General features: G+C 40.9%; 29 protein-coding genes and 1 pseudogene. 27 read left to right on the top strand and 3 right to left on the bottom strand.

Features of this window, described 5'->3' with window-relative positions; genetic code table 11:
- From JOC74_RS05405 to JOC74_RS05310, 20 genes and pseudogenes are all read left to right on the top strand, one after another.
- Positions 1–675, top strand: coding sequence for a SpoIIIAH-like family protein (locus JOC74_RS05405; protein WP_211086106.1), 675 nt, complete (start codon positions 1–3; stop codon positions 673–675).
- Positions 676–817: 142 nt separating this feature from the next.
- Positions 818–1,300, top strand: a complete 483-nt coding sequence (accB, locus tag JOC74_RS05400; protein WP_053603334.1) for an acetyl-CoA carboxylase biotin carboxyl carrier protein — start codon at positions 818–820, stop codon at positions 1,298–1,300.
- Between the two features lie 11 nt (positions 1,301–1,311).
- A complete protein-coding gene (accC, locus tag JOC74_RS05395; protein ID WP_053603333.1) occupies positions 1,312–2,667 on the top strand; it encodes an acetyl-CoA carboxylase biotin carboxylase subunit in 1,356 nt (451 codons plus the stop codon).
- Positions 2,668–2,689: 22 nt separating this feature from the next.
- The gene (locus tag JOC74_RS05390) at positions 2,690–3,097 is read left to right on the top strand and encodes an Asp23/Gls24 family envelope stress response protein (RefSeq protein WP_053603332.1); all 408 of its coding nucleotides are present in this window, start codon (positions 2,690–2,692) and stop codon (positions 3,095–3,097) included.
- Between the two features lie 205 nt (positions 3,098–3,302).
- Positions 3,303–3,689 (top strand): transcription antitermination factor NusB, encoded by a 387-nt coding sequence (gene nusB / locus JOC74_RS05385; protein ID WP_053603331.1) that lies wholly within the window; start codon positions 3,303–3,305, stop codon positions 3,687–3,689.
- 21 nt (positions 3,690–3,710) lie between these two features.
- The gene (gene folD, locus JOC74_RS05380; protein WP_053603330.1) at positions 3,711–4,559 is read left to right on the top strand and encodes a bifunctional methylenetetrahydrofolate dehydrogenase/methenyltetrahydrofolate cyclohydrolase FolD; all 849 of its coding nucleotides are present in this window, start codon (positions 3,711–3,713) and stop codon (positions 4,557–4,559) included.
- Positions 4,560–4,625: 66 nt separating this feature from the next.
- Positions 4,626–5,984 carry an exodeoxyribonuclease VII large subunit gene (xseA, locus tag JOC74_RS05375; protein ID WP_245212793.1) on the top strand — a complete coding sequence of 453 codons (1,359 nt, stop codon included), beginning with the start codon at positions 4,626–4,628 and terminating at the stop codon, positions 5,982–5,984.
- Positions 5,971–6,228: an exodeoxyribonuclease VII small subunit gene (locus JOC74_RS05370; protein WP_225970344.1), complete on the top strand. Its 258-nt coding sequence runs from the start codon at positions 5,971–5,973 to the stop codon at positions 6,226–6,228. The genes xseA and JOC74_RS05370 overlap by 14 nt, the downstream gene beginning before the upstream one ends.
- A complete protein-coding gene (locus JOC74_RS05365) occupies positions 6,218–7,102 on the top strand; it encodes a polyprenyl synthetase family protein (protein ID WP_376773337.1) in 885 nt (294 codons plus the stop codon). The genes JOC74_RS05370 and JOC74_RS05365 overlap by 11 nt, the downstream gene beginning before the upstream one ends.
- 206 nt (positions 7,103–7,308) lie before the next feature.
- A complete protein-coding gene (gene dxs / locus JOC74_RS05360; RefSeq protein ID WP_053603327.1) occupies positions 7,309–9,210 on the top strand; it encodes a 1-deoxy-D-xylulose-5-phosphate synthase in 1,902 nt (633 codons plus the stop codon).
- On the top strand, positions 9,207–10,052 hold the full coding sequence (locus JOC74_RS05355; RefSeq protein WP_053603326.1) for a TlyA family RNA methyltransferase: 846 nt from the start codon (positions 9,207–9,209) through the stop codon (positions 10,050–10,052). The genes dxs and JOC74_RS05355 overlap by 4 nt, the downstream gene beginning before the upstream one ends.
- 97 nt (positions 10,053–10,149) lie before the next feature.
- Positions 10,150–10,599, top strand: a complete 450-nt coding sequence (gene ahrC / locus JOC74_RS05350) for a transcriptional regulator AhrC/ArgR (protein WP_053603325.1) — start codon at positions 10,150–10,152, stop codon at positions 10,597–10,599.
- A gap of 86 nt (positions 10,600–10,685) precedes the next feature.
- Positions 10,686–12,413: a DNA repair protein RecN gene (gene recN / locus JOC74_RS05345; protein WP_053603324.1), complete on the top strand. Its 1,728-nt coding sequence runs from the start codon at positions 10,686–10,688 to the stop codon at positions 12,411–12,413.
- A 184-nt stretch (positions 12,414–12,597) separates the two neighbouring features.
- Complete coding sequence (spoIVB, locus tag JOC74_RS05340) at positions 12,598–13,875, top strand: SpoIVB peptidase (protein ID WP_053603323.1); 1,278 nt, start codon at positions 12,598–12,600, stop codon at positions 13,873–13,875.
- 264 nt (positions 13,876–14,139) lie between these two features.
- A complete protein-coding gene (gene spo0A, locus JOC74_RS05335; protein WP_053603322.1) occupies positions 14,140–14,937 on the top strand; it encodes a sporulation transcription factor Spo0A in 798 nt (265 codons plus the stop codon).
- A gap of 149 nt (positions 14,938–15,086) precedes the next feature.
- Complete coding sequence (locus JOC74_RS05330) at positions 15,087–16,061, top strand: tyrosine-type recombinase/integrase (protein ID WP_376773336.1); 975 nt, start codon at positions 15,087–15,089, stop codon at positions 16,059–16,061.
- A gap of 81 nt (positions 16,062–16,142) precedes the next feature.
- Positions 16,143–16,910: a helix-turn-helix domain-containing protein gene (locus tag JOC74_RS05325; RefSeq protein WP_225970343.1), complete on the top strand. Its 768-nt coding sequence runs from the start codon at positions 16,143–16,145 to the stop codon at positions 16,908–16,910.
- A gap of 294 nt (positions 16,911–17,204) precedes the next feature.
- Complete coding sequence (locus JOC74_RS05320; RefSeq protein WP_211086065.1) at positions 17,205–17,876, top strand: tyrosine-type recombinase/integrase; 672 nt, start codon at positions 17,205–17,207, stop codon at positions 17,874–17,876.
- A 40-nt stretch (positions 17,877–17,916) separates the two neighbouring features.
- Positions 17,917–18,012, top strand: a pseudogene (locus JOC74_RS05315) (sporulation initiation factor Spo0A C-terminal domain-containing protein); the annotation flags it as partial.
- A 349-nt stretch (positions 18,013–18,361) separates the two neighbouring features.
- Entirely contained in the window at positions 18,362–18,907 is a 546-nt protein-coding gene (locus JOC74_RS05310; protein WP_053603299.1) for a GNAT family N-acetyltransferase, read from the top strand.
- Between the two features lie 230 nt (positions 18,908–19,137).
- Here the strand turns inward: JOC74_RS05310 and JOC74_RS05305 are convergent, their stop codons facing one another.
- Complete coding sequence (locus JOC74_RS05305) at positions 19,138–19,317, bottom strand: small acid-soluble spore protein H (RefSeq protein ID WP_211086064.1); 180 nt, start codon at positions 19,315–19,317, stop codon at positions 19,138–19,140.
- Between the two features lie 145 nt (positions 19,318–19,462).
- Entirely contained in the window at positions 19,463–19,930 is a 468-nt protein-coding gene (locus JOC74_RS05300) for a YndM family protein (RefSeq protein ID WP_053603298.1), read from the bottom strand.
- 152 nt (positions 19,931–20,082) lie between these two features.
- Between JOC74_RS05300 and JOC74_RS05295 the strand changes: the two genes are divergently transcribed.
- From JOC74_RS05295 to JOC74_RS05280, 4 genes are all read left to right on the top strand, one after another.
- Positions 20,083–20,310 carry a hypothetical protein gene (locus JOC74_RS05295; protein WP_053603297.1) on the top strand — a complete coding sequence of 76 codons (228 nt, stop codon included), beginning with the start codon at positions 20,083–20,085 and terminating at the stop codon, positions 20,308–20,310.
- 83 nt (positions 20,311–20,393) lie between these two features.
- On the top strand, positions 20,394–20,549 hold the full coding sequence (locus JOC74_RS05290; protein ID WP_082363860.1) for a YpzG family protein: 156 nt from the start codon (positions 20,394–20,396) through the stop codon (positions 20,547–20,549).
- 152 nt (positions 20,550–20,701) lie between these two features.
- Positions 20,702–21,268 carry a biotin transporter BioY gene (locus tag JOC74_RS05285; protein ID WP_053603296.1) on the top strand — a complete coding sequence of 189 codons (567 nt, stop codon included), beginning with the start codon at positions 20,702–20,704 and terminating at the stop codon, positions 21,266–21,268.
- 118 nt (positions 21,269–21,386) lie between these two features.
- On the top strand, positions 21,387–22,181 hold the full coding sequence (locus tag JOC74_RS05280) for a hypothetical protein (RefSeq protein WP_053603295.1): 795 nt from the start codon (positions 21,387–21,389) through the stop codon (positions 22,179–22,181).
- A gap of 52 nt (positions 22,182–22,233) precedes the next feature.
- Here JOC74_RS05280 and JOC74_RS05275 read toward each other — a convergent pair whose 3' ends face one another.
- A complete protein-coding gene (locus JOC74_RS05275) occupies positions 22,234–22,467 on the bottom strand; it encodes a DUF2627 domain-containing protein (protein ID WP_053603294.1) in 234 nt (77 codons plus the stop codon).
- Positions 22,468–22,618: 151 nt separating this feature from the next.
- Here JOC74_RS05275 and JOC74_RS05270 point away from each other — a divergent pair, with 151 nt between their 5' ends.
- The 3 genes from JOC74_RS05270 (at position 22,619) to bcd (ending at position 26,769) form a co-directional block, all read left to right on the top strand.
- Positions 22,619–24,685, top strand: coding sequence for a sigma-54 interaction domain-containing protein (locus tag JOC74_RS05270; RefSeq protein WP_053603293.1), 2,067 nt, complete (start codon positions 22,619–22,621; stop codon positions 24,683–24,685).
- Positions 24,686–24,750: 65 nt separating this feature from the next.
- Complete coding sequence (gene yqiS, locus JOC74_RS05265; protein ID WP_053603292.1) at positions 24,751–25,662, top strand: phosphate butyryltransferase; 912 nt, start codon at positions 24,751–24,753, stop codon at positions 25,660–25,662.
- A 12-nt stretch (positions 25,663–25,674) separates the two neighbouring features.
- Positions 25,675–26,769, top strand: coding sequence for a branched-chain amino acid dehydrogenase (bcd, locus tag JOC74_RS05260; RefSeq protein ID WP_053603291.1), 1,095 nt, complete (start codon positions 25,675–25,677; stop codon positions 26,767–26,769).
- Positions 26,770–26,780: the final 11 nt, after the last annotated feature.

Below are 26,780 nucleotides of genomic sequence, written 5' to 3'. Positions count from 1 at the left end.
ATGTTAAAGAAACAAACGGTTTGGCTGTTAACCATGCTTAGTCTTGTCGTCGTATTAAGTGTTTATTATATTATGTCTCCAGATGATAATTTGTCTGCTCCAGTAGATAATGTCGAAGAAGGAAAACAGGCTATGGAGGAAAAGGCTCCGGCTGAAGATAAAGGCGACGTACAAGACACAGAAGAAAAAGGAACAACTGATGAACAAAAAGGAACAACCGAAGAAGAACCAATGAAAGAAGAGGAAGGTAAAGAAGGAAAAGAAGGCAAGGATACGTCTAAAGAGGATAGTGAAGAAGGTGCAGAGGTTACGACTGAGGCAAGTGACGATGCGTTTACAAACTTTCGCTTGAGTCTACAAGACAAACGAAGCAAGCAAAAAGAAGATTATAATGAAATAGCGATGAGCGATGAAGCAACTGCAGAAGAAAAAAGTGAAGCAGTCGATATGATGAAGAAATTGGATGATGAAGAAATAACGGAAGAAACACTTGAAACATTAATAAAAACGGAAGGATACGGTGATGCCTTTGTTGTTGCATCCGGTAATGATGTGAATGTGACTGTAAGAGCCAAAGAACATTCAAAAACAGCCGTAATAAAGATCGTTGACCTTGTCCAAAAGGAAACAGGACAAGATGGGAATGTAAATGTCGCATTTGAACCGGAAAAGTAAGGAAAAGAGAACTCCGTTTTCAAGACACGGAGTTTTTTTAATGGAAGTTGAATTCGGATAATCTCTCCTGTAAGATAATAATAGTATGTACTTTTAGTACTAGACTATAAAATGACTGGAAAATCCAAGGAGTGCTGTAATAATGCTGAAAATAGAAGAAATACGCGAATTAATAAAATTAATTGATAAATCTTCAATTGATGAATTTTCGTATGAAATCGAAGGTTCGAAGATAAAGCTAAGGAAAAAGGGCGCAGAAGTGATCCAGACTGCTGCTCCGGCACCTGTTACGCATGCGCCTGTCCCGCAGCAAACCAATCCTGAAGCACAAGCTGCCCCGCAAGAGGCACCTGTGAATAATGAAGCGAAAGAGACAAATGAAAACCTGCACCAAATCAAATCTCCAATGGTAGGAACCTTTTATACGTCTTCCAATCCGGAATCCGATGCATATGTGAGTAAAGGATCCAAGGTTGAAGAAGAGAGCATTGTATGTATTGTTGAAGCGATGAAACTATTTAATGAAATAACAGCTGATGTCAAAGGAGAAATTGTTGACATTTTAGTTGAAAATGGCCAATTGGTGGAATACGGACAGCCGTTATTTCTTGTAAAAGCAGAGTAAGGAGAAGTCAGATGATAAAGAAGCTATTAATTGCCAATCGAGGAGAAATTGCTGTACGAATTATTCGTGCGTGCAGAGAATTAGGGATTGAAACCGTTGCTGTTTATTCCGAAGCGGATAACGATGCGCTTCATGTTCAAATGGCGGATGAATCATTCTGCATCGGACCTACTGCTTCGAAGGACAGCTATTTAAACCCTACGAATATAGTAAGTGTTGCAAAGCTGACGGGTACAGATGCTATACATCCAGGATATGGATTTTTAGCTGAGAATGCCGATTTTGCCGAGCTTTGTGAAGAATGCAACGTCATATTTGTCGGTCCATCCGCAGAAGCGATTAACAAGATGGGAACTAAAGACGTCGCAAGGGAAACGATGAAAGAAGCTGGCGTTCCTATTGTACCTGGTTCAACAGGAATAATAAAAGATGAGGCAGAAGCGGTTTCGATTGCAGGTGAAATTGGGTATCCTGTTATTATAAAGGCAACTGCAGGCGGGGGAGGTAAAGGAATACGTATTGCCCGCACCGAAGAAGAGCTGATTAATGGGATTAAGATTACAAGGCAGGAAGCGGCTACTGCGTTCGGAAATCCAGGAGTATATCTTGAAAAATACATAGAGGATTTCAGACATGTTGAGATTCAGGTTCTCGCCGATAACTACGGGAATACGATTCATCTTGGCGAACGCGACTGCTCTATTCAAAGAAGGCTTCAAAAGCTTCTGGAAGAGACTCCATCACCTGCTTTAAATGAAGAAACCAGGGAGCAGATGGGAGCAGCTGCGGTAAAAGCTGCCCAAGCGGTTAACTACTCAGGTGCAGGAACGGTTGAATTCATCTACGATTACAATGAGCGAAAATTCTACTTTATGGAAATGAACACCCGGATTCAAGTAGAACATCCCGTTACGGAACAAGTCACAGGTGTGGACTTGATAAAAGAACAAATTGCTGTTGCTTCCGGCGAAAAGCTCGGTATTTCGCAATCTGAAGTCACCTTTAATGGCTGGTCAATCGAATGCAGGATTAATGCTGAAAACCCGGAGAAAAATTTTATGCCTTCAGCAGGTCAGATTAAAATGTATCTGCCTCCAGGCGGTTTTGGCGTACGTGTTGATTCAGCTGCATATCCTGGTTACAGCATTCCGCCTTATTATGACAGTATGATCGCAAAGGTCATTACGTATGGCAGGACGAGAGAAGAAGCGATTGCTAGAATGAAGCGCGCATTAAGCGAATTTGTCATTGAGGGCATCCATACAACCATCCCGTTCCACTTACGATTATTGGAGCATGAAACTTTTGTCAGCGGAGCCTTTAATACCAAGTTTTTAGAAACCTATGACGTGATGGGCAATCAATGAAATATTTTCGGAGGTGAAGACCTTGAAAGAAAATAATTTGTTAGAAATGAATGATGAAGAAAATCAACTTGGTAAAGTGGAAATCGCTCCTGAAGTGATTGAGGTCATTGCCGGAATTGCCGCCTATGAGGTTGAAGGAGTAGCTGAAATGCGCGGTAATTTCGCAGCCGGAGTTGCTGAGCGCTTCGGAAAGAAGAACCATCGCAAAGGAGTAAAGGTTGATTTAACTGAAGATGGGATTATTATTGAAGTGTATTGTGTCATGATCTTTGGAGTATCTATCCCTAAAGTAGCGAATGCCGTACAGGATAACATAAGACAAGCGCTTTTAAATATGACAGCACTTGCCATCAAGGAAATCAACATTCATGTGGTGGGTATCCAATTTGACAACAAAACGAGCGAAACGGAAATAGACCAGGAAGTGTAAGGAAACCAAAGGGGTGTCTGTCCCTTTGGTTCTTTATTTGCTGGTTGATCTGAGGCTGTAAAAAGCTGGTTTACCACATTTTCGATAATAGCTTTTACGTTTAATGCCGTTCGATCTTTCCATGCGGTGCTGAAAAAAATATGGTATGATCTCTGTATGATCGCATGGAATGGGACAAGATAGGCATTATCAAAGGAGAAATGAAATGAAAAGAAGATTGGCCAGAGAAAAGGCATTACAAGCATTATTTCAAATCGACCTGAGCGATATTGAATCCGAAGATGCAATGATACATGCATTGGATGGTGCAGAAAGCGATGCTTTTTTTGAAAACCTTGTTCACGGTGTAGTAACTAATCAAACGGAGATAGACCGTTTGATTTCAAAGCATCTCGTGAACTGGAAGCTTGACAGAATTGCAAATGTAGACCGTGTGATTCTTAGAACAGCTGTTTATGAATTGCTGTATCAAGAAGATATACCGGCCAACGTAACGATAAATGAAGCCATTGAACTTGCGAAATCATTTGGCGATGACAAGTCTGCCAAATTTATTAACGGTGTTCTATCCAGTATTCATTCAGAACTATAAATCCAGTAGGAGGAAAGCACAATGACTGCAACAATTATTGACGGAAAAGAAGCGGCAAAGGAAATGCGCCAGCAGCTGGCTGAAGAAGTTAGCCGGCTAAAAGAAAAAGGAGTAACTCCAGGTCTTGTCGTCATTTTAATCGGCGATGATCCGGCCTCTCTTTCTTACGTTAGAGGAAAAAAGAAAGCTGCAGAGACAATGGGTATGCATTTTAAGCTTGATCATTTGGAAGATACGATTGAAGAGGACAAGCTGCTCTCTTTAATCGACCAGTACAATCAAGATGACAGTTTTCACGGCATACTTGTTCAACTGCCACTCCCTAAACATATATCTGAAAAGGCGGTTATCGAACGTATTTCTACTGAAAAGGATGTCGATGGCTTCCATCCGTTAAATATCGGAAAAATGCTTCTCGGAGAAGAGACGTTTTTGCCATGCACTCCTGCAGGGATTGTAGAATTGTTGAAAAAAACCAACACGGATTTATCTGGCAAGGAAGTTGTCGTCATCGGGCGGAGCAACATCGTTGGAAAACCGGTCGGTCAGCTTCTATTAAATGAAAATGCGACGGTTACATTCTGCCACTCCAGAACAAAAGACATTGGAGCCCATACAAGAAAAGCAGATATATTGATTGTAGCAGTCGGCAAAGCGCATTTTCTGACTGCTGATCAAATCAAAGAAGGCGCGATTGTAATTGATGTTGGTGTCAATCGCTTGGATTCAGGCAAGCTTGTCGGAGATGTAGATTTTGAAGCAGCGAAAGAAAAAGCATCCTATATTACTCCTGTACCAGGGGGAGTTGGTCCAATGACAATTACGATGCTTGCCCATAATACAGTAAAATCAGCAAAGAACAGAATGTAATACGATGCAGTCCATCTGTTCAGGCGGCAGATGGACTGCTCCTTAAGTAGAGGGGGGTGTCTGCTATTGAGTGAACCTGCTTACGTCACAGTCACTGCATTGACAAAATATATTAAAAGAAAGTTTGATGTAGATCCCCATCTTGAAAATATCTGGATTAAAGGCGAGCTCTCAAATGTGAAAATCCATAGCCGCGGGCACATTTATTTTACGTTGAAAGATGAGAACGCCCGTATACAGTCAGTGATGTTTGCGAGACAAAATAAAGACTTAAGCTTTACGCCAGAATCAGGTATGAAGGTGCTCGTCAGAGGGGGAATCTCAGTATACGAGCCGAGCGGGAACTATCAGCTATATGCGAAAGAAATTCAGCCAGACGGGATCGGAGCCCTTTATCTTGCATACGAAGAACTAAAAAATAAACTTGCAAAAGAGGGTCTTTTCGATGAAAGCCACAAAAAGCCAATTCCACGATTTCCCGCCACTATAGGAATCATAACATCTCCTACCGGTGCAGCCATAAGAGATATCCTCATCACGATTAAAAGGAGATATCCTCTCGCAAAAACAATCCTTTATCCTGCTTTGGTGCAAGGCGTAAATGCTGGTCAGTCGATTGCGGGCCATATCCAAAAGGCGAATGCCGCGAAGCTGTGTGACGTATTAATTGTCGGAAGAGGCGGCGGATCCATCGAGGAGCTATGGGCATTTAATGAAGAAATTGTGGCTAGGGAGATTTTTTCTTCTGAGATTCCAGTCATCTCTGCCGTAGGGCATGAAACTGATTATACGATCAGCGATTTTGTTGCGGATCTTCGGGCCCCGACGCCTACCGGTGCTGCAGAGCTTGCGGTACCGCATACGACTGAGTTAATGGAACGAATAGCAATGCTTCGGACGACGTTGTTAAAAGACGTCCAGCAAAAAGTAAAAAGGGAAAAGGAAATCCTGCACTCTTTGCAATCCTCTTATGCTTTTAAATATCCGAAAAGGCTTTTTGAACAAAAGGAGCAGCAGTTCGATCTCATGTTTGACCGTTTGCAAAAAAAAGCAGCTGACTTGCTTGATAGGAAAAAAATGAAGCTGGAACGGGAATCCTATAGACTGTCGTCCCATCATCCTAAACACCGTCTGGACCAAGCAGAAAAAGCATATCTGGAAAAGACAGCCACGTTGAAACGAGCGATGTCTTCTGTGATTAGGGAGAACAGTTCTCAGTTCCAATCTGTTTTAGGAAAACTACAGGTTTTAAGTCCGCTTCACATAATGCAAAGGGGCTATAGCCTAGTATATAAAGATGAGGAAATAGCAAAGAGCGTGCAGAACGTCCAATTGCATGACAGGTTGAAGATAAAAATGAACGATGGAAACCTTCTTTGTGAGGTCTTAGGGAAAGAGGAGGAAGTCAAGAGTGGCGACGAATGATAAAAACAGTTCGGAAAAAACGTTTGAGCAAGCAATGAAGGAGCTTGAGGAAATTGTAGGTAAGCTTGAAGAAGGTGATGTTCCCTTAGAAAAGGCGATCGAGTATTTTCAGGAAGGCATGACCCTGTCGAAGCTTTGCCATACCAAGCTGCAAACGGTCGAAAAACAAATGGATTCCATTTTAAAGGAAGATGGTGAGCTTGCACCTTTTCATGTACAGGAGGATGAAAAAGGTGGCAGTTAATTTACAGGAATTTCTTCGGACGAGAAAAGAAACAATCGAACACCATCTCCCGATTTATGTAAAACAATTAAATGCACCACCCATATTAAAGGAATCGATGCTTTATTCATTAGAGGCGGGAGGAAAAAGGCTGCGTCCGATTCTTGTTCTTGCATTGCTTCATGCGTATGGAAAAAATGAAGAACAAGGATTGCCGATCGGATGCGCAGTCGAAATGATTCATACGTACTCCCTTATCCATGATGATCTTCCTTGCATGGATGATGATGATTTAAGAAGGGGAAAGCCGACAAATCATAAGGTGTTTGGCGAAGCTGCTGCTGTTCTCGCCGGCGATGGTTTATTAACTGAAGCCTTTCGAGTGATTGCGACACTTGATATGGTTTCCGCAGAAAAGCGGATTGCCCTTATCAAAGAGCTTTCTGCTGCCATCGGTGCTGAAGGAATGGTAGGGGGGCAGGTTGCGGATATGGAAGCCGAAGGAAAGAAAGTAACTCCTGCTGAGCTTGAGGCGATTCATGCGATGAAAACAGCTAAGCTTTTAAGCTTTAGTATCGTAGCTGGAGCCATTTTATCCGATGCCCCAAATGTGGAAATCGAAAGGCTTCGTCAATTCGGATTTCATATCGGGATTGCTTTTCAAATCCGCGATGATATTTTGGATCTTGAAGGCTCGGAAGATAAAATAGGAAAACGAATCGGTTCTGATACAGCCAATGAAAAAACTACCTATCCTTCAATGCTTACTCTCACGGGAGCAAAGGAAAAGCTAAATGATCATATCCAATCGGCTAAAGGGCTTTTATATGAGCTTTCTCTCGAAAAAGAATTGTTAACCGAACTGTGTGAATTAATTGGGAACAGGGATCATTAACAAGAACGTGAATTGAGAGTTAAGGGATAGTGTGATAAAATGTACGGAGTTAAAATATGGGGACGTTTACAGTATGACATATTAGCTAAAGTCCTCTATAGTTGTTTCCAATATCTTAATCTGATTATCGTTGAATTGTATAGCATAAGATAAATGAATTAGGTAACAGACTGCTGAGAAATTAAGCTGAAAGTGAGTTGATCCAGTTGGATCTATTATCAATAAAAGACCCGGCATTTTTAAAAAAACTATCCATTGATGATCTATACGAACTTAGTGCTGACATTCGTTCTTTTTTAATTGAAACATTATCGGTGTCAGGAGGGCATATCGGACCGAATTTAGGTGTCGTGGAGCTAACTGTCGCTCTTCATAAAGAATTTAACAGCCCAACTGATAAATTTCTTTGGGATGTCGGCCACCAATCTTATGTCCACAAGCTTTTGACTGGAAGAGGAAAAGACTTTGATACGATCCGCCAATATAAAGGACTATGCGGCTTTCCGAAACGAGACGAAAGTGAGCATGATGTGTGGGAAACAGGCCATAGCTCCACTTCTTTGTCAGGTGCAATGGGTATGGCTGCAGCACGGGATCTGAAAGGTACCAAGGAGTTTATCGTGCCAATTATCGGAGATGGCGCTTTAACCGGCGGAATGGCTCTAGAAGCGTTAAATCACATTGGCCATGAACAGAAAGATATGATCGTGATCCTGAATGACAATGAAATGAGCATAGCTCCAAACGTTGGTGCCATTCATACAATGCTAAGCCGTCTTCGCACTGCCGGAAAATATCAATGGGTGAAGGATGAATTGGAATATCTGCTAAAACGGATTCCTGCTGTAGGAGGCAAGCTTGCTTCTACTGCTGAACGAGTGAAAGACAGCTTGAAGTATCTGCTTGTTTCCGGCATGTTTTTTGAAGAGCTTGGTTTCACTTATTATGGACCTGTAGATGGGCATTCTTATGAAGAATTATTCAGCAATCTGCAAGCTGCCAAAAAAACGAATGGACCGGTACTTCTTCACGTCATTACGAAAAAAGGAAAAGGCTATAAACCGGCTGAAACGGATACAATCGGAACTTGGCATGGTCCGGGTCCTTATAAAATGGATACAGGCGATTTCGTCAAGCCGAAGGCAGCTGCACCTGCATGGAGTGCTCTCGTAAGTGAAACGGTGCGAAAGCTAGCCAGAAAGGATGACCGGATTGTAGCAATTACCCCTGCGATGCCTGTAGGTTCGAAGCTCGAAGGTTTTGCAAGCGAGTTCCCTGATCGGATGTTTGACGTCGGAATTGCCGAACAGCACGCGACCACTATGGCGGCCGGACTTGCAACACAAAACATGAAGCCGTTTCTTGCGATTTATTCTACGTTTTTGCAGCGGGCATACGATCAAGTTGTCCACGATATATGCAGACAAAACCTCAATGTTTTTATCGGTATCGATCGAGCCGGACTTGTTGGGGCAGATGGAGAAACCCACCAAGGTGTATTTGACATAGCGTTCATGCGTCATCTGCCAAATATGGTGCTAATGATGCCGAAGGATGAAAATGAAGGCCAGCATATGGTCAATACTGCGATACAATATAACGATGGACCGATTGCTATGCGTTACCCGAGAGGCAATGGAATAGGCGTAAAACTCGATTCTGAATTAAAAACGATTCCGATTGGAACATGGGAAGTGCTCCGGCCTGGAACGGACGCTGTCATCTTAACGTTTGGCACGACGATTCAGATGGCTTTAAAAGCTGCTGAGGAGCTGCAAAAAGAAGGCCGATCTGTGCGGGTTGTGAATGCACGTTTCATCAAGCCGTTAGATGAAAAGATGCTCAAAAAAATCCTTTCAGACGGTCTGCCGATTCTGACAATAGAGGAGGCGGTTCTTCAAGGAGGTTTTGGAAGCGCCGTGCTTGAATTTGCCTATGATGAATCGAGTCGTCATCCGTTAATTGACCGTATGGGGATTCCAGATCGTTTCATCGAACACGGAAGCGTGCCAAAGCTATTGGAGGAAGTCGGATTAACGGTTGATCAGATCGTGCATCGAATTCGCCGGCTTACCTTCGCGAATCATCGAAAAGGAATTGGATCATGACCGGCAAAAAAGAACGATTGGATGTTTTATTAGTAGAACGAGGGCTTATCGAAACTCGAGAAAAAGCAAAACGAGCTATTATGGCAGGAGTTGTATTTTCGAACGAAACGAGATTAGACAAGCCTGGAGAAAAAATAGACCGAAGCTCCCCCCTCACTATAAAAGGAAATCCTTTAAAATACGTCAGCAGGGGAGGACTTAAGCTTGAAAAAGCGTTATCGCTTTTTCAAGTAAACGTTAAAGATAAAATCATCATTGATATTGGCTCATCCACAGGCGGGTTTACCGATTGTGCTTTGCAAAATGGAGCAAAATTATCTTATGCTGTGGATGTCGGCTATAATCAGCTTGCCTGGAAGCTAAGGCAGGATGAGCGTGTCGTCGTCATGGAAAGGACAAATTTTCGCTACTCAACTCCGGAGGAATTTCATTCCGGGATGCCTGAATTTGCAACGATTGATGTTTCTTTTATCTCCTTGAAGCTTATCCTGCCTGTATTAAAAAAGATCTTAACAGAAAACAGCGACTGTATTGCCTTGATCAAGCCTCAATTTGAAGCCGGGCGAGAATTGGTCGGAAAAAAGGGGATAGTTAGAGATCCTGAGGTTCATGCCTCAGTGATTAAAGAAATATCCGCTTTTTCCAGTAACGAAGGATATCAGTGCAAGGGGATTTCATTTTCTCCGATTACAGGAGGAGATGGAAATATTGAATTTTTGCTTCATCTTTCTTGGGAAGGACCTGAGTCAGGCGGTGTTGATTTAAGCGACGAAATGATATCTACCGTAGTGAAGGAAGCCCATATGAGCTTAAAACAAAAAAAAACGGACGTTATGGAATAATAGGTTTTCTATTATTCCTTTTTATATAGAGATATACTTTTTAACCATTATCCGTTAACATGGACATAATAAGAGGAATAGCAATCAGGAGGCAAAGATGACAAAAGGTCAAAGGCATATAAAAATTAGGGAAATCATCACAAATGAAGAAATTGAAACGCAGGATGAACTTGTGGAAATTCTGAGAAATGAAGGGTTTAATGTCACACAGGCAACGGTATCAAGAGATATTAAGGAACTCCATTTAGTAAAAGTTCCAACCAGCAAAGGAGCTTATAAATATAGCCTTCCGTCAGATCATCGATTTAATCCGCTTTCCAAATTGAAACGGGCTCTTATTGACTCATTTGTAAAAATTGATTCAACCAGCCATTTTATCGTCCTAAAAACAATGCCCGGAAATGCTCAATCGATAGGAGCATTGTTGGATAAATTGGACTGGGCTGAAGTATTAGGGACTATTTGCGGAGATGATACGATATTAATCATTTGCAGATCCGTTGAAGATACAGAGTTAATATCTGCCCGATTGTTGGAGCTTCTTTAATATAGTGAATCTTCACTAAAGGATAGATCTCTTTTGCATGGCTTTCCTATTTATACAGATAATTTTAAAGAAGAGGTGTGATAAGCTTGCTAGCCGAGTTATCAGTAAAGAACTTTGCTATCATTGAAGAATTAACAATCTCCTTTGAAAAAGGATTGACTGTGCTGACAGGAGAAACGGGTGCAGGAAAATCGATTATTATCGATTCCATCTCACTTTTGGTTGGAGGTAGAGGCTCCGCCGAATTTGTCAGGTTTGGAGAAGATAAGTCTGAGCTAGAGGGGTTGTTTCTTTTAGAGGAAGATCATCCGGCCTTTATCGCATGCCGTAAATTTGGTATTGATGCGAGTGATGGTATGATCATTTTACGAAGAGATATTTATCAAAGCGGAAAAAGCGTCTGCCGAATTAACGGCAAACTTGTCACGATTTCGATCTTGAGGGAATTGGGTCGTCTTTTGTTGGATATACATGGACAGCATGACAACCAGATGCTTATGGAAGAAGAAAACCATTTGTATGTTCTTGACGAGTTTGCGGGAAAACCATTAAAAGAAGCGCTGAAGGAATATCAGTCAGGCTATGAGAAATATACTGCGCTGCGCAAAAAATTGTCCGAGCTGTCAGAAAATGAACAGGAATTGGCACATCGCCTCGATCTTATTCAATTTCAGCTAGACGAAATTGAATCTGCGAATTTAACCCCTGGTGAAGACCAGCAGCTATCAGGTGAAAAAGAGAAAATTTCGAATTTTGAACAGATCTTTGAAGGTGTCCAAAATGCCTATCATGCTTTAAGAAATGAGCAAGGGGGACTGGATTGGGTCGGAATGGCTTCAAGTCAACTAGAAGGCATTTCAGATATCAATGACCAACTCAAAACGCTATCAGAAAATATTTCAAATTCGTATTATCTACTTGAAGAATCAACATTCCAAATGAGAAATCTTTTGGATGAAATGGAATACGATCCGGCCCGACTTGATACGATCGAAGCCAGACTGAATGAAATTAAACAGTTAAAGCGAAAATACGGGTCTACCATCGAAGAAATTCAAAGCTATTCAGCGAAAATTGAAGAAGAAATCGACAGTATTGAAAATCGGGACAGCCGCTTGCTCGCCCTTCAATCCGAACTGGAATCACTTAGCAAGGATATCGTTCTTGAAGCAAAGAATGTATCTGACATTCGCAAAAAGTCAGCCAAAAAGCTTGCGAAGCAAATCCATAAGGAACTGAAAGAGCTTTATATGGAGAAAACGGTTTTTGAAACTGAATTTACTTTAAAATCGGCAAATGATGAAGCGCAGCCCAAGGTAAATGGCGTACCTGTGCAATTATCGAAGTATGGCTATGACGACATTCGTTTCCTATTATCCACGAATACGGGAGAGCCATTAAAATCGCTTTCAAAAGTTGCATCCGGAGGTGAGCTTTCTCGAATTATGCTTGCCATGAAAAGGATACTATCCAATCACCAGGGTGTCACATCAATTATATTTGATGAGGTGGATACCGGGGTAAGCGGACGAGTGGCTCAAGCGATTGCTGAAAAAATCCAAAAGGTTTCCATAGGCTCTCAGGTTTTGTGTATCACACACTTACCGCAGGTTGCAGCAATGGCGGATACCCATTTGTTTATTTCCAAAAAATCACGCGCTGGAAGAACAACGACAAAGGTCGCTCCGCTTTCCCACGATGAAAAGATCGCAGAAATCGGCCGAATGATTGCGGGAGTTGAAGTAACCGACTTAACGAAACAGCACGCCAAGGAGCTGCTCCATCAAGCAAATCATGTAAAAACTGTAGGATAAAAGCTGCATAATTGCGGCTTTTTTCTTTTTCTTTTGCTTACACGAGCTATTCACTATATTTTTTATTTTTATTATCATTTTATCCATTGTTTTTCTCTTTCAGACAGTTATAAAACCCTTCCGAGAAGGCAAAAGTATTAGTGTCACCAATAAACGGTGTGGTAGGTGCGAGGAGAGTGAAAAGGTGGATGCAGAAAAAATCAGGAAAGCAGTTGGGTTAATTCTCCTTGTTTCTTTGATAAGCCTGGGGTTTTATAAACCATTTAAACAATACATGGAAATTCCGAATCAATTAACTATATTTGAAAACAGCTCGCAGACTGTTTCGACCGCTTTACCTGCGGAAAACAGCCCGTCAGAAGCATTTTCGTTAAAATTTACGAAAAATGAAGTTGAAGTCAGCGGCGAAAAAAACGGGAATGGGGAATTGATTTACGAATTTGCAGGGTTCCCGTTGAAAAAAACAAAGGTACACGTATTAAATGATTTAAGGGTCGTACCCGGTGGCCAGTCTATTGGCGTAAAGCTTCATTCTCTAGGTGTATTAGTTGTAGGCTTTCATCAAATTGATACGATAAACGGAAAAAAATCTCCTGGTGAAACAGCCGGGATTTATATAGGAGATATTATTACCGAAATCAATGGAAAGAAAATAGAAAAGATGAAGGACATTGCCCCGTTCATTCAAGAAGCGGGAAAAACCGGTGAACCTCTTCAATTGCAAATCAAACGAGACAATAAAAAAATGGTTACCAAGCTTATTCCAGAAAAAGACCAATCTGAAAATCTTTATCGAATTGGCTTATATATCCGTGATTCAGCAGCAGGAATAGGAACAATGACTTTTTTTGAACCGAAATCGAAAAAATACGGTGCGCTAGGGCACGTCATTTCCGACATGGATACAAAAAAACCGATTGTCGTCGAAAATGGCCAAATCGTACGATCAACTGTGACTTCAATAGAAAAAGGAACAGGTGGAAATCCAGGAGAAAAGCTGGCACGATTTTCTTCAGAGAAAAAAATTATTGGAGATATCAATCGAAACAGCCCATTTGGCATATTCGGAACGCTTAACCAATCGTTAGAAAACCAAATCGCTGATCAAGCACTTCCAGTTGCTCTTTCGAATGAAGTGAAAAAAGGACCGGCGGAAATATTGACGGTTGTTGAAAAAGACAAGGTAGAACGATTCAATATTGAAATCGTAAGTACAACTTCTCAAAAGTTCCCTGCTACAAAGGGAATGGTTCTAAAAGTAACGGATCCCGCGCTCTTAAAGAAAACGGGCGGAATTGTTCAAGGGATGAGCGGCAGCCCGATTATCCAGAATGGAAAAATTATCGGTGCTGTGACCCATGTTTTTGTCAACGATCCAACAAGCGGTTACGGTGTCCACATTGAATGGATGCTTAGAGAAGCTGGAATTGATATATACAGCAGCGAAAAAAAAGCAAGTTGACTGCCGGAAAAATTCGGCAGTTTTTTTCTTGATCAACTTTTACTTAAAATGAATGTAGGGTAATATAGAAGAAAAGAAAGAAAATTCGACAAACTGAAATTAAGCTGATTGTCAAATAGCACCTTTAGTCGAATAATCAAGAAATAGTGAGAATATCGAAGATAAACCACTAGTATTGCTGAAATGAATTTTTTTTAAAGGGAATGCATTGGTTTTGTCGAATGAAGTGTATAAAGAAGAATTACATTACAGGGAGGAACCAAAGTGGGGAAAATTAAAGTGTGTGTAGCTGATGACAATCGTGAGCTTGTAGGACTTTTAAGTGAATACATTAACGGCCAGGAGGATATGGAAATACTGGGCGTTGCATATAACGGACAGGACTGTCTTTCTTTATTTAAAGATAAAGAGCCTGATGTGCTTGTTCTGGACATTATTATGCCTCATCTGGACGGACTTGCTGTTCTTGAAAGAGTAAGGTCAACCCAGCTGAATAAACAGCCAAACGTCATTATGCTGACAGCTTTTGGCCAAGAGGATGTAACAAAAAAGGCTGTGGAACTCGGCGCCTCTTACTTTATTCTCAAGCCGTTTGATATGGAAAATTTGGTCGGGCATATTCGTCAGGTAAGCGGAAACGGACAGCCGTCTATGCACCGGTCGGCTTCTCAAAGCAGTTTCATCAGACCTCAGCCGGAGCCGAAAAAGAAAAATCTTGATGCAAGCATTACAAGCATTATTCATGAAATTGGCGTACCAGCACATATTAAAGGGTATATGTATTTGCGTGAAGCGATCAGCATGGTCTATAACGATATTGAACTTTTAGGCAGCATCACAAAAGTGTTATACCCAGATATTGCAAAAAAATTCAACACGACAGCAAGCAGGGTAGAACGCGCAATCCGTCACGCCATAGAGGTTGCTTGGAGCCGCGGCAACATCGATTCCATTTCCTCATTGTTTGGATATACTGTCAGCATGTCCAAAGCCAAACCGACAAACAGTGAATTCATTGCGATGGTTGCTGATAAATTGCGGCTGGAGAAGAACGCGTCATAATGGCGGTGTATCAACGTTTGTGAAGGTTTACACCACACGGAAGTTACCGATAAATATCGGAAACACACCGATAAATGTTGCGAAAACTTACCGACTATATTTTACGTCCTCTTTACCGTATGTAACCGCGGAAAAAGGGGGCGTTTTTGTTGTTTAATGAGTTCGAATTTCAGTTCGATAATTTCATGATTTACTGCGATTCAAAAAACCTATCCGATAAGACGAAGAAAAGTTACGATCAAACTCTCCGTCTCTTTTCGATGTACCTCCGCAATGAATTTAAGATAGAAGATCCCCGCGAGGTAAAGCCAGCACATATCCGAAATTACATCAAACATTTACGGGAACGCGGCAAATATACCGTAGTTTCTAACAACGATAGCAAGGCGTCTAACAATCCGGATTCACGGTCCGACCGTACGAAACCGATCAGCGATACGACAATAGCGAACTACTTGCGCAATATAAAGGTGTTCTTTAATTTCTTGGAGGCCGAAAAAGAAATCAAGGAAAGCCCAGCGAGCGCGATTGCGAATATTAAGCCGCAAAGGAAAAAGAAACGGCTTCTTTCTCCACAAGAACTAAAAACATTGTTTGGCGCGATAGATACGTCTACTTTCCACGGCTATCGTATATGGATTTCTCTGCGATTGATATTAGATACCGGCATTCGGATCGGTGAATGCGTGGAATTGAAGCCGGAGGATTTAGACTTTAGAGCGAAGTCGATTTTAATTACCAATCCTAAAAACAAGAAGCAAAGGTATGTGTTTATTTCGGACAAGCTGTCTACGGATTTACGGAGATGGATGCAATATAGAGATCGCTTCAGTGATAGCGCATATCTGTTTCCGACAAATAGAGGAAATAAGCAGGATGTTAGTGCGTTTGAAAAAGGATTAAAAAAGATCACTAACTCTGTGGGTATTGAAGTGACTCCGCATCAATTGCGCAATAACTTTGCTAAGTATTACCTCTTAAATGGCGGGGACTTTGTAACCTTATCGCGAATACTCGGCCATTCTAATGTAGAGGTAACGCAAAAAGCATACTTGGATTTTACCGACGATGAAGTCGCGAAGAAATACCAAAGACATTCGCCTTTAAATAATCTAAAAATATAAAAAACAAAAAAAGAGCGCCGGCTGCGGGAACAGCCAAACGCCAGATTTACTTAGGTAACTACATATTATCGCGAAAAATCGTTGAAGTCAACGTTTCTTCATTATGCGGTTTTTAACGAACATATGTACGGGTGTGCGCTCTCTAAACGGGGAGAGAACGAAATGAAATCAATCGAAGAACTAAACGCCACAGTCCGCGCTCACAAGCGGAATCATCAACTAACCGCAACCGAGACGGAAGTCCTTGACGTATTATCGCGTTATAGCTGCAAGGAAATCGGCCGGTCTTTTCTTGCGAAGTCAACTATCGCAGAGCTTGTCGGCAAGTCACGCCGTCAAGTAATTCGCGTATGTAATCGCCTGGAACAGCTCGGAATCATCCGTCAATCGAAACGGATGCGTCAGACGGGCGACCGCAGGCAGACGTCTAATTTGATCGAGATATTGGCGCATGTCACACCGGAATGTCATACCGAAGAAGCTCCGTCTAGAAACATAAATAATAATACATATAAAGATACGGTAATCCCGTCCGAAGCCTTAAAAAATGCGCTGCCAGCCGAAATATACTCCGCGATGAGTCGCTACTTTGAAGCAGACGATATTTATAAGTATTACGGTATATTGCTTCGCGCTAAAGCTTCCGTAGATCCAGCGATTATACTCGAAGATCATGCGGAGCCTTTCGTAGAAGCTTGGCACGCGGTCGTCTTAAAGCTTAAACACGGTAAAATTCGCAAGCTGGACGGCTATCTGTACGAAGCATTCCGTAAAGCGGCGTTTACGATTAAAGCTCGCCTAAATGCGCCGGTAAGTTTGTTCGATAAATTCCGGAAGGCTTTCGAATGACTCGACGTCGAGTCAAGTGAAAATACGCTTGTGACCAACGGCTTGAATCTCCGCACAGATAACGATATGTCAACCGATTCCCTTCCGAAGTTTACCTATATTCCGCGATTTGTCAGCCTTGCGCCGGCCGCGTGCGCTTGCCTCCGAAATCCCAGGGTTGAAACATGCGTATAATACTTGCGTATAATTAGAATTATGCGTATAATAATTGTAAGATCAGTCGCAGATACCCGCCATTTACGGCGAATAACACCGGAAAAAAGTTGCGCATAATTATTTAACGGGGGTATTACGATGGAAACAAACGCGGTCATTAATCAGTTTATTGCGGAAGGATTAGTGGGCAAGGCGCCAAACACGATTAAGTCATATCGCCTTTCACTCGAACAGTTTGCGGATTATCTTGACGGAAGCGGCGCGAATCTTACAACCTTCGCCCGGTCAGACGTACAGTTCTACATACAGCGCCTGGAAACGGTAGAGAAGCGCAGTGCATCCGGTGTAAATAGAGAACTCGCAGCAATACGATCATATTGCCGGTGGTCCGGTAACGATGCCGCAGTTGCTGATATTCGCGTAACTAAGCCGGCCAAGCTAACGAGTAAAGCCCCGGAATGGATCGATAAGAGTACGCGTAATAGAATTATCCGGGAGACTGACCGCAAACGTAACAAGCGTGACCATGCGATCATAATGACGTTGCTTGGCTGCGGCCTACGTGTGTCGGAGCTGGTAGCGCTAGACCGCGATGACATAGACGTAAGCGAACGCAAAGGCATGCTACATGTACGTCATGCTAAAGGTAACAAGGAACGTTATGTGCCGATACCTGCGGACACTAGACGAGCGATCACGCAGTACTTAGATCAACGGGCTGACGCCATTCCCGCATTGTTCCTATCGTCGTTAGGTAAGCGAGTGAGTGTGCGTGCAGTCCAGGCGATGCTCTCCGAATACTACCGATAAAGATTACGTAAAATAGTCGAAAAACGTTACTATAACGCCTGGATATACCGTCAGCATGTCCAAAGCCAAACCGACAAACAGTGAATTCATTGCGATGGTTGCTGATAAATTGCGGCTGGAACATAAAGCATCTTAGAGTTAATATTACAACGGACTAATTGTTTAAATAATACACATGGAAATTAAATACGAGTTTAAAAAGCTTTCCTAAAAAAATAAAGTAGTTCCGTTTTTTGGAGAAAGCATAGTAAATAGCAAACTAATTACCAGACCAATTCAAATGTTGATTGGTCTTTTTTACTCCCGCTTTATCAACCAGTATTCACATTTGAAATAAGAAATTGCATCGCAAATAAATTAACACATATACCAATAACTATTGTCATCGTGTTATTCGGATTGTTAAATTAAATGAATAAACAGGGGATTATAATTATATGGTAATATAAGTATAATTCAATAAAGATTGATAGGAGGAAATTGTAATAAGGGTTATTCCAAAAGAATTTAATAATTATAATATACGTTATATTGTAAGGTCAGCAATAGAAAAAGATGCGAAAAAATTGGCTGATGTAAGGCTGCAAATAGATGGTGAAACAGAAAATTTAGACAGAGAAAAAGGCGAAGCCTACATAGATGAAACTGGTTTCAAGAAGATAATTAAAAATGATACAGAAAGTATTAATAACCTGTTTTTAGTTGCTGAAGTTGATGAAAGAATTGTTGGTTTTTCAAGATGTGAAGGCAACAGATTGAAAAGAACGTCACATAAAGTGGAATTTGGAATCTGTGTATTAAAAGAATTTAGGGGATATGGTATAGGAAAAAACCTTTTAAAAGAATCTGTTCATTGGGCAGACTCAAATGGAATTAAAAAAATTACTTTGAATGTTATTGAAACCAATAATAAAGCTATAATGCTTTATAAAAAATATGGTTTTGAAGTGGAAGGTATTTTAAAAAAAGACAAAATTCTATCTGACGGGAAATATTATAATACCATTTTGATGGGAAGGTTTAATGGATAAGGATTTGATAAACAATCAATTTTCAAAATTTATTAAAATAAAGGTGGCTTTAATTGCTTAACTGTAACAAACAAAAACGCTCAGAACGATATTTCTCTGAGTGTTTTTGTTTATTACTTGATATGCGTTTTTCGATGTGAATTAGGTGTTATCCTGAACAAGACCTCCATATGACCAAAAATTATTGATCTTTCAAAAATTAGCCAGTAGTCGGTGCAAAAAGTGCTTTGTTACTGCTCCATTAAGCTTGTTAGAGGTATTTCTTGCTCTTTATTCGGCTCATCCAGAGGATAGATACTGGCCATTTCGCTCTTCTCATCTATATTTTGAATATAGACAGATACTCCGTTATAGGTTACGTTAATCATTTCTGGTGAAGCGACAATTTCTTGTGCACGCTGTATGTCCATTATATGACCTCCTTCAACAAATGACAGGAACAGATAAACAGCCCGTCCCTGTTTAGCCGCTTGAGAAACAGTCAAGCGCTAAAAGTATGTCTGTATTATGTGTCAATCAAACCATAACTAACCATGAAACAAATCTTCCACTATATCACTTTTTGCGATTATTCTTGCCATCCTCTGTTATTTCAGGATCTAACTCTTCTGATGCTTCTGTTTGAAGAGTGTAGGCTGGGTTGATGACAGGTTCTTTAGCTTCATGTATCCGATGTTTATTCAAAACACTGATCGCAAAAAATTTATGATAGAAGTATTCGAACATTGTCAGACCTGAGACAGCGAAAACAGTCCCCCAAAAGATAGCTCCGGGATTATCAGTGAACATATCAAGAGTGATCCAAGTTAGGGCAAATGCTAGCGTGAAATCTGCCAGGGTAGCAAGAATGTTATTCGTTTTTGAAAGGATGAATAAATCACCTAACAGATAACCAGCAATACTCATAATGAGCGAAATAAATACGACAGTTTGAAAAGATATGCCGAATCCCATGTTTAGAATAAAAAACAACAAGGCAAAAGTCGCTATTAATTTTATGATAAAAGACCAAATATATTTCATTATTTTGGACACCTCTTCATTTTTAAAGGTAGTTTGCCCAATATTTCCTAAATCTTATTCTTCACGTGTAAATTGTTTAATAACCATTCACCTTGTCCCCGTCATTTGAATATATATAAATAATATTAATTCTTCTTAAAAAGGTGAATATCGTGAAGCTATTTACATTTCTATCAGATTGGTTCCATGCTCAACATGCCAAACATGTAAATAAAATGAAAGCAGAAGGAAAGTGTCCGGCTTGCCGGGGGACAGCGCATATTTCATTCATCAGTCCGTTTGAAGGACATTCAGTTGTTTGTCCAAGCTGCAATGGAAGCGGATTGTACTCTGACTGGGAGGAGATACAAGAAGCTGTGAAAAAGGAGGATCGTATGTAATAGATGAATTTGCGTAAAATAAGGTTGATATTCAACTGATTGAATATCCCATCGCATCAAAAAATTCTATCTGAGGTGATTTGATGAGTTATAAAGACAAATTAGATCAACACTCTGAGCTTTTTCATCATAACTGGACAAGGCCGAAACGTGCTAAGTCACAGGTGAATGGGCATACGGAAATGTCTCAGACGAACATCATTTTACGTAGCAATGCAAAAGCGCATCGTTGGCATTGATAGAATTTGATTGAGAGATGGTTTAGTGAGAGGCGCATTCCAGCGTCTCTTTTTCTTTACCCGGTTTTGAGAAAAATCCTCTATCCTGATAAGTGATGATATGTTAACCTTAATAAAATAAAGTTAACATACATAGAAAGCAGGAAAATCAAATGAATCATAACAACTCAAAGCTTCGTAAGGTGATCCTTTGTGGGATGTTTGCTGCCATTACAGCTGTTTTTGCCCAAATTGAAATTCCACTGCCGTTTGTTCCGATCAGCGGGCAAACTTTGGCGGTAGGGTTAACAGCAACTATTTTGGGAAGCAGGCTTGGATCTGTTTCGATGATCTGCTACGCTGCAATTGGTGCCATCGGTGCACCGGTTTTTGCCGGTTTTAAAGGAGGCGCACAAATTATTGCAGGTCCGACGGGAGGTTACATTATCGGATTTGTTGCCGCAGCATTTCTGACAGGTTGGATTTTGGAACGGACAGTTTTTACGCTGCCAATGGCAATTGTCGCAAATGTGGCAGGGATGATAGTGACGCTGGCGTTTGGTGCGGTTCAGCTAAAATTGGTTCTCGATTTATCGTGGACGAAGGCTTTGGCTGTCGGCGTTTATCCATTTCTTGTCGTCGGAGTGATAAAGGCGTTCCTGGCAAGTATTGCAGGCATTCAAGTTAGAAATGGACTTATTCGGGCAAAACTTCTGAAAAAAACAACTCAAGCGATGTAGCTTTTTCTAAGCATTCTTTCATCAAACTATCAAATTATTTGACAATTATTTACCGTCAAGGAACTTTTTCCTTATAATTAAATTGAATGAGAATATAGTGCAAATGGAGGATGCGATTTTGGAAAAAGCAATGGCGGCTTTATCAGTAATACTATGCATAACAATTATTATTATAGGAAATTTGTACTGGACTCATAAGTCTAAAAGTGATGACAGCAAAGTGTCAGCTGCTGCTGGTGACGCGGCAAATAATAACGAAGAAAATTCATCAAAGAAAGAAATAGAAAATATGACATATACAAAGAATCTTCCGGAAGTTGTCGCCAATAAAATCGAAAAAGCAATAGAGGAGAAAAAACCGTTAAAATTTGTCATTTATGGATCGTCTGCAGTTGAGGAGAAGGATGGGTCTTGGTCCAAGGTGTTTAAGGAGGCTCTTCTTGATACTTACGGAGAAGATGTTTTTGATATTCATATTATCGCGGAAGATGGTGACAGAGACTCGTTAGATGTGTCTAGCGATAAATCTTATTTGAAGGTCGCAGAGTTAAAACCTGATTTGGTGTTGTTTGAGCCATTTGTATTAAAAAATAATGGGAATGTCTCGACAAAAAGTGCTGAAGACGTGGCTCAAATGGTTATTACGTCAATCGAAAAAGCAAATAAGGACGCAATCGTTATGTTACAGCCATCTTATCCGATTTATGATACAACCTACTATCCTCAGCACATGGAATCGATGAGAAAGTCCATCGAATCGAACGGTCATTACTATCTGGATCATTGGGAAAATTGGCCGGAAATCGAGGATCCTAAATTAAAACAATATGTAGAAAAAGGGAATAACGAACCTAGTTCTTTAGGACATGAAGCTTGGTCTTCTTATCTAATCAACGAGTTTATCTCAAAATGAATGAAACTTTCCTGCAAATGGGGCTTAGTTTAAACTCCACTGCAGGAGTTTTTTATTTTCTGAAGCGAGCGCTTACATTGTTTCGTTTTCGATCCCGGAAAAGGATAAAGCCAGCAACGATATATAACCCAAAAGCAAAACAAATCATCCCTATGAAACCTTGAACCCAAAGGATGGAAAAAGGAGAAACCAAAACGCCAAAAAATGTGTCCCTCATTAGCTTTATTCCTACACCAGCAATGATTCCCGGAATAAGCAAAATAAGTAATGCAATTATCCTTCCCACACACATCCCCCTCCTGTGTCTCATTTTTATTTTCTCTGTGAAAAAATGTTTTGTCAATATCTGAAGTCATGATATGATAATGGAAGTGCAAGGTTTTGCAATAAATAGATCAATGAATTCTGCAAATGATTTCATACAAAGGGGTAAAGTCATGCAAAATGTATTGCTGATTGGTGCCGGTAAAGGGGGATCAGCCCTTTTACAAATGTTTCTTACTACAAAAATGGTTAATATTGCAGCTGTAATAGATAAACACCTTAATGCAGAAGGTATGGTTCTTGCAAAACAACATGGCATTCCCATTGCTGATGATTGGAAAACCCATGTAACTAAGGACATAGACATCATCTTTGAAGTGAGCGGGAATCAAGCGCTGCTTCAACAGTTAATGGAAAATAAATTTGATCATATTACTGTGATCCCAAGCCCGATGGCGCATATCTTGTCCGATCTTTTTCAAGAAAAACAGGAATTGATTCAAACGCTCAAGTCCCAAACCTATAGGGATGGCAGAGTCTTTAACAGTATGAATGAAGGAATGATTTTCATTGATTCAAATGAAGAAATCGTCCTGTTTAACCAGACTGCTGAAGAAATAATAGGGACTTCCCGGGATGATGCGGTTGGTAAAAATGTAAAGTACGTTGTTCCTAATACCAGATTGCCTCGGATATTAAACACACGGAAAGCGGAATTTAATAAAAAACAGTTGCTGAACTCCAATTTGCAAATTATTGCAACCCGTCTTCCAATTATAGACGATGGCGGTACACTTCTCGGAGCACTAGCATTATTCAAGGATATCACTGATGTCATTCAGATGGCGGAAGAAGTGACGAATCTAAAGCAGATTAGCTCATTGTTAGAGGCGATTATCCAATCCTCTAATGAAGCGATATCCGTTGTCGATGAAAATGGCAAAGGGACTCTGATAAATAAAGCATATACAAAAATGACCGGTTTGTCTGAATCTGACGTGATTGGAAAACCGGCTGATATAGATATTTCCGAGGGTGAAAACATTCATGTTAAGGTTCTTGAATCGAGACGTCCAGTAAAAGGTGCCCGATTGAAGGTTGGACCTGCCAAAAAGGACGTGATTGTAAATGCCGCGCCAGTTATAGTTGATGGATTTTTAAAGGGAAGCGTCGGGATCCTTCAAGATGAATCTAAATTGAGAGAGCTGAATTCGGAATTAAACACGGCGAAGCATATCATTCGTACGCTGGAAGCAAAAAATACGTTTGATGATATCATTGGGCATAGCGAAGAAATGGTCGTCGCACTAGAACAGGCAAAGCTTGGCGCAAATACACCGGCAACAATCCTTCTTCGAGGAGAGTCCGGTACTGGAAAAGAGCTATTTGCACATGCAATACATAATGAAAGCAATCAGAAATATAACAAATTTATAAGAGTAAATTGCGCGGCAATTTCGGAATCTTTGCTTGAGTCAGAGCTGTTCGGATATGAAGAAGAAGCTTTCTCAGGCGCTAAAAGAGGCGGAAAGAAAGGGTATTTTGAAGAAGCGAATAATGGCAGCATTTTTTTGGATGAAATTGGGGAATTATCTCTTGCAACTCAGGCTAAGCTGTTAAGAGTGATGAAAGAGAAAGAAATCATCAGGGTTGGTGGCGAATTTCCGATACCTGTCAATGTCAGAATTATAGGCGCCACAAATATGAATATTGAAAAGGCCTTAGCTGAAGGAAGGTTTCTTGAAGATTTATATTATCGTTTAAACAGATACCCTATCTCAATTCCTCCCCTAAGGCAGCGGAAAGAAGATATGATGGATCTTTGCCGAATCTTGATTGAAAAAATAAATCAGGATTATGGCAGAAATGTAAAGGGAATAACGGAGAAAGCAGTGAAAAAGCTGAATATGTATGAATGGCCTGGAAACGTGCGTGAGCTTGAGAATGCCCTCAGCAGAGCAATGATATTTTTAGATTCAAGGACGGAATGGATCGATCATGTGCATCTTCCTGAGCTGAAAGCTTCATCTAAGCAAAATGCAAGCAAACAGAGTATTCTTTTGAATGAGGATCTTACATTATCTTCAGCAGTTGAAGATTTTGAAGCCGTCTATATTCAGAAGCAGCTTGAGAAATTTCATTACAATCGGACAAAAACAGCAAAGGCGCTAGGAATAAGCATACGCAGTCTGTACTATAAAATGGATAAATATTCTCTTGCAAAAGATAGCGTGCAATAATTTGCATAGTTCTATATCAATTCTGTGAATCAATATGCAAAGGCTTGTCACAGAGGAGGAAAAGGATGAAGCTTTCAGGTTTAATTGATCTAGCGAAAAACGGACCGATTCAAACGATTGCGGTAGCCCATGCTGAAGATATTGAAGTTCTTAAGGCGGTAAAACATGCGACGGAGCATAAAATAGCCCGTTTTATCCTGTTTGGGAATCACAGCAAGCTGCAATTGATGCTTGAACAACTTTCGCTTTCGATATCTAGTGACTGGGTCGACGTGATCCATTCAGAAACTACCGAAGATTCTGCGGAGCAGGCAGTAAAATCGGTGCGAAATCAAAATGCCGAAGTACTAATGAAAGGGAATTTGCCAACATCTACTCTTTTAAACGCTGTATTGAACAAAGAGTATGGGTTGCGTACAAAGTATTTGTTGTCCCATGTAGCAGTTTTTGAAGTCAAAGGATATGATCGGCTCCTGTTTGTAACGGATGCTGCAATGAATTTGAAGCCGGATTTGCCGGAATTGGAGCAGATTGTTACCAATGCAGTGAAGGTCGCCAGAGATTTAGGTGTCGATTCACCAAAAGTTGCCGCTTTAGCAGCTGTTGAAACTGTCAATCCGAAAATGGAAGCAACCATACATGCAGCTTCTCTTGCTCAAATGAATCGAAGGGGGCAAATTAAAGATTGTTTGATCGATGGACCTTTAGCCATTGATAATGCTGTCTCCGCTCTATCTGCAGAACATAAACAATTAACGGGAGATGTACCGGGAAACGCGGACATCTTATTAGTACCGACAATTGAAGCAGGTAATATTCTGTATAAATCGCTCATTTATTTTGCCGGAGCAAAAGTGTCCGCCATCATCGCCGGTGCAAGAGCTCCCATTGTTTTAACTAGCAGGTCGGATTCATTTGAAAGCAAACTCAATTCGATTGCCCTTGCGTTATGCACGAAAAAAGATGAATCATTTTAGGAGGAAAACCAGATGGAAATATTCCGTTATATGGAAAAATATGACTACGAACAGCTTGTTTTTTGCCAAGATGAAGCCTCTGGATTGAAGGCGATTATTGCGATTCATGATACGACGCTTGGCCCCGCTCTTGGCGGAACAAGAATGTGGACATATGAAAATGAGGAATCTGCGATTGAAGATGCGCTTAGACTTGCAAGAGGTATGACTTATAAAAACGCAGCCGCCGGATTGAACTTGGGCGGAGGGAAAACAGTGATCATCGGCGATCCAAAAAAAGATAAAAACGAAGAAATGTTTCGGGCTTTTGGCAGATATATTCAAGGGTTAAACGGGAGATATATTACAGCGGAAGATGTCGGGACAACTGAAGAGGATATGGACATTATCCATGATGAAACAGATTTCGTTACAGGTATTTCACCGGTTTTCGGATCCTCTGGAAACCCATCGCCTGTTACTGCTTTCGGTGTGTATCGCGGAATGAAGGCGGCAGCTAAAGCAGCATTCGGAACAGATTCACTAGAGGGAAAAGTGGTAGCTGTCCAAGGCGTTGGAAATGTCGCTTATAACCTGTGCCGCCATTTACATGAAGAAGGTGCAAGTCTAATTGTGACGGATATAAATAAAGATGCCGTCGAACGAGTCGTTCAAGAATTCGGCGCACGTGCGGTGGATCCGGCAGATATTTATTCGCAGGAGTGTGACATTTACTCTCCATGTGCACTCGGAGCTACGATTAACGACGAAACCATTCCGGTATTAAAAGCGAAAGTAATCGCTGGTGCAGCGAACAATCAGCTGAAGGAAGCACGGCATGGGGATTTAATTCATGAAAAAGGAATCGTATACGCTCCTGATTATGTGATAAATGCTGGCGGAGTGATCAATGTCGCTGATGAATTATATGGGTACAACAAAGACCGTGCACTAAAAAAGGTCGAAGGCATTTATAACAATATTGAACAGGTTCTCAGCATCTCCAATCGTGATGGAATTCCGACATATCTAGCGGCTGACCGTCTCGCTGAAGAACGGATTGAGAGGATGCGCCGGTCAAGAAGCCAGTTTTTACGAAATGGCCATCACATACTAAGCAGAAGGTAAAGGGTTTGAAT

Origin of the sequence: Bacillus capparidis (genome assembly GCF_017832095.1) — a bacterium.
In the GTDB taxonomy this organism is placed as follows: domain Bacteria; phylum Bacillota; class Bacilli; order Bacillales; family Bacillaceae; genus Bacillus; species Bacillus gobiensis.
Note: the sequence above shows the minus strand (reverse complement) of the source record. Positions and strands in the feature narration are given on the sequence as shown.

Bases quoted from the DNA above. Each gene is read 5' to 3' on its own strand.
- JOC74_RS05305 (WP_211086064.1), bottom strand. From the start codon at position 19,317: ATGGACATACAGCGTGCACAAGAAATTGTCGCTTCACCAGAAATGATT.
- JOC74_RS05300 (WP_053603298.1), bottom strand. From the start codon at position 19,930: ATGAAATATATTTGGTCTTTTATCATAAAATTAATAGCGACTTTTGCC.
- JOC74_RS05285 (WP_053603296.1), top strand. From the start codon at position 20,702: ATGAATCATAACAACTCAAAGCTTCGTAAGGTGATCCTTTGTGGGATG.
- JOC74_RS05355 (WP_053603326.1), top strand. From the start codon at position 9,207: ATGACCGGCAAAAAAGAACGATTGGATGTTTTATTAGTAGAACGAGGG.
- ahrC (WP_053603325.1), top strand. From the start codon at position 10,150: ATGACAAAAGGTCAAAGGCATATAAAAATTAGGGAAATCATCACAAAT.
- yqiS (WP_053603292.1), top strand. From the start codon at position 24,751: ATGAAGCTTTCAGGTTTAATTGATCTAGCGAAAAACGGACCGATTCAA.
- bcd (WP_053603291.1), top strand. From the start codon at position 25,675: ATGGAAATATTCCGTTATATGGAAAAATATGACTACGAACAGCTTGTT.
- JOC74_RS05270 (WP_053603293.1), top strand. From the start codon at position 22,619: ATGCAAAATGTATTGCTGATTGGTGCCGGTAAAGGGGGATCAGCCCTT.
- accC (WP_053603333.1), top strand. From the start codon at position 1,312: ATGATAAAGAAGCTATTAATTGCCAATCGAGGAGAAATTGCTGTACGA.
- accB (WP_053603334.1), top strand. From the start codon at position 818: ATGCTGAAAATAGAAGAAATACGCGAATTAATAAAATTAATTGATAAA.
- JOC74_RS05320 (WP_211086065.1), top strand. From the start codon at position 17,205: ATGGAAACAAACGCGGTCATTAATCAGTTTATTGCGGAAGGATTAGTG.
- nusB (WP_053603331.1), top strand. From the start codon at position 3,303: ATGAAAAGAAGATTGGCCAGAGAAAAGGCATTACAAGCATTATTTCAA.
- folD (WP_053603330.1), top strand. From the start codon at position 3,711: ATGACTGCAACAATTATTGACGGAAAAGAAGCGGCAAAGGAAATGCGC.
- JOC74_RS05290 (WP_082363860.1), top strand. From the start codon at position 20,394: ATGAGTTATAAAGACAAATTAGATCAACACTCTGAGCTTTTTCATCAT.
- JOC74_RS05405 (WP_211086106.1), top strand. From the start codon at position 1: ATGTTAAAGAAACAAACGGTTTGGCTGTTAACCATGCTTAGTCTTGTC.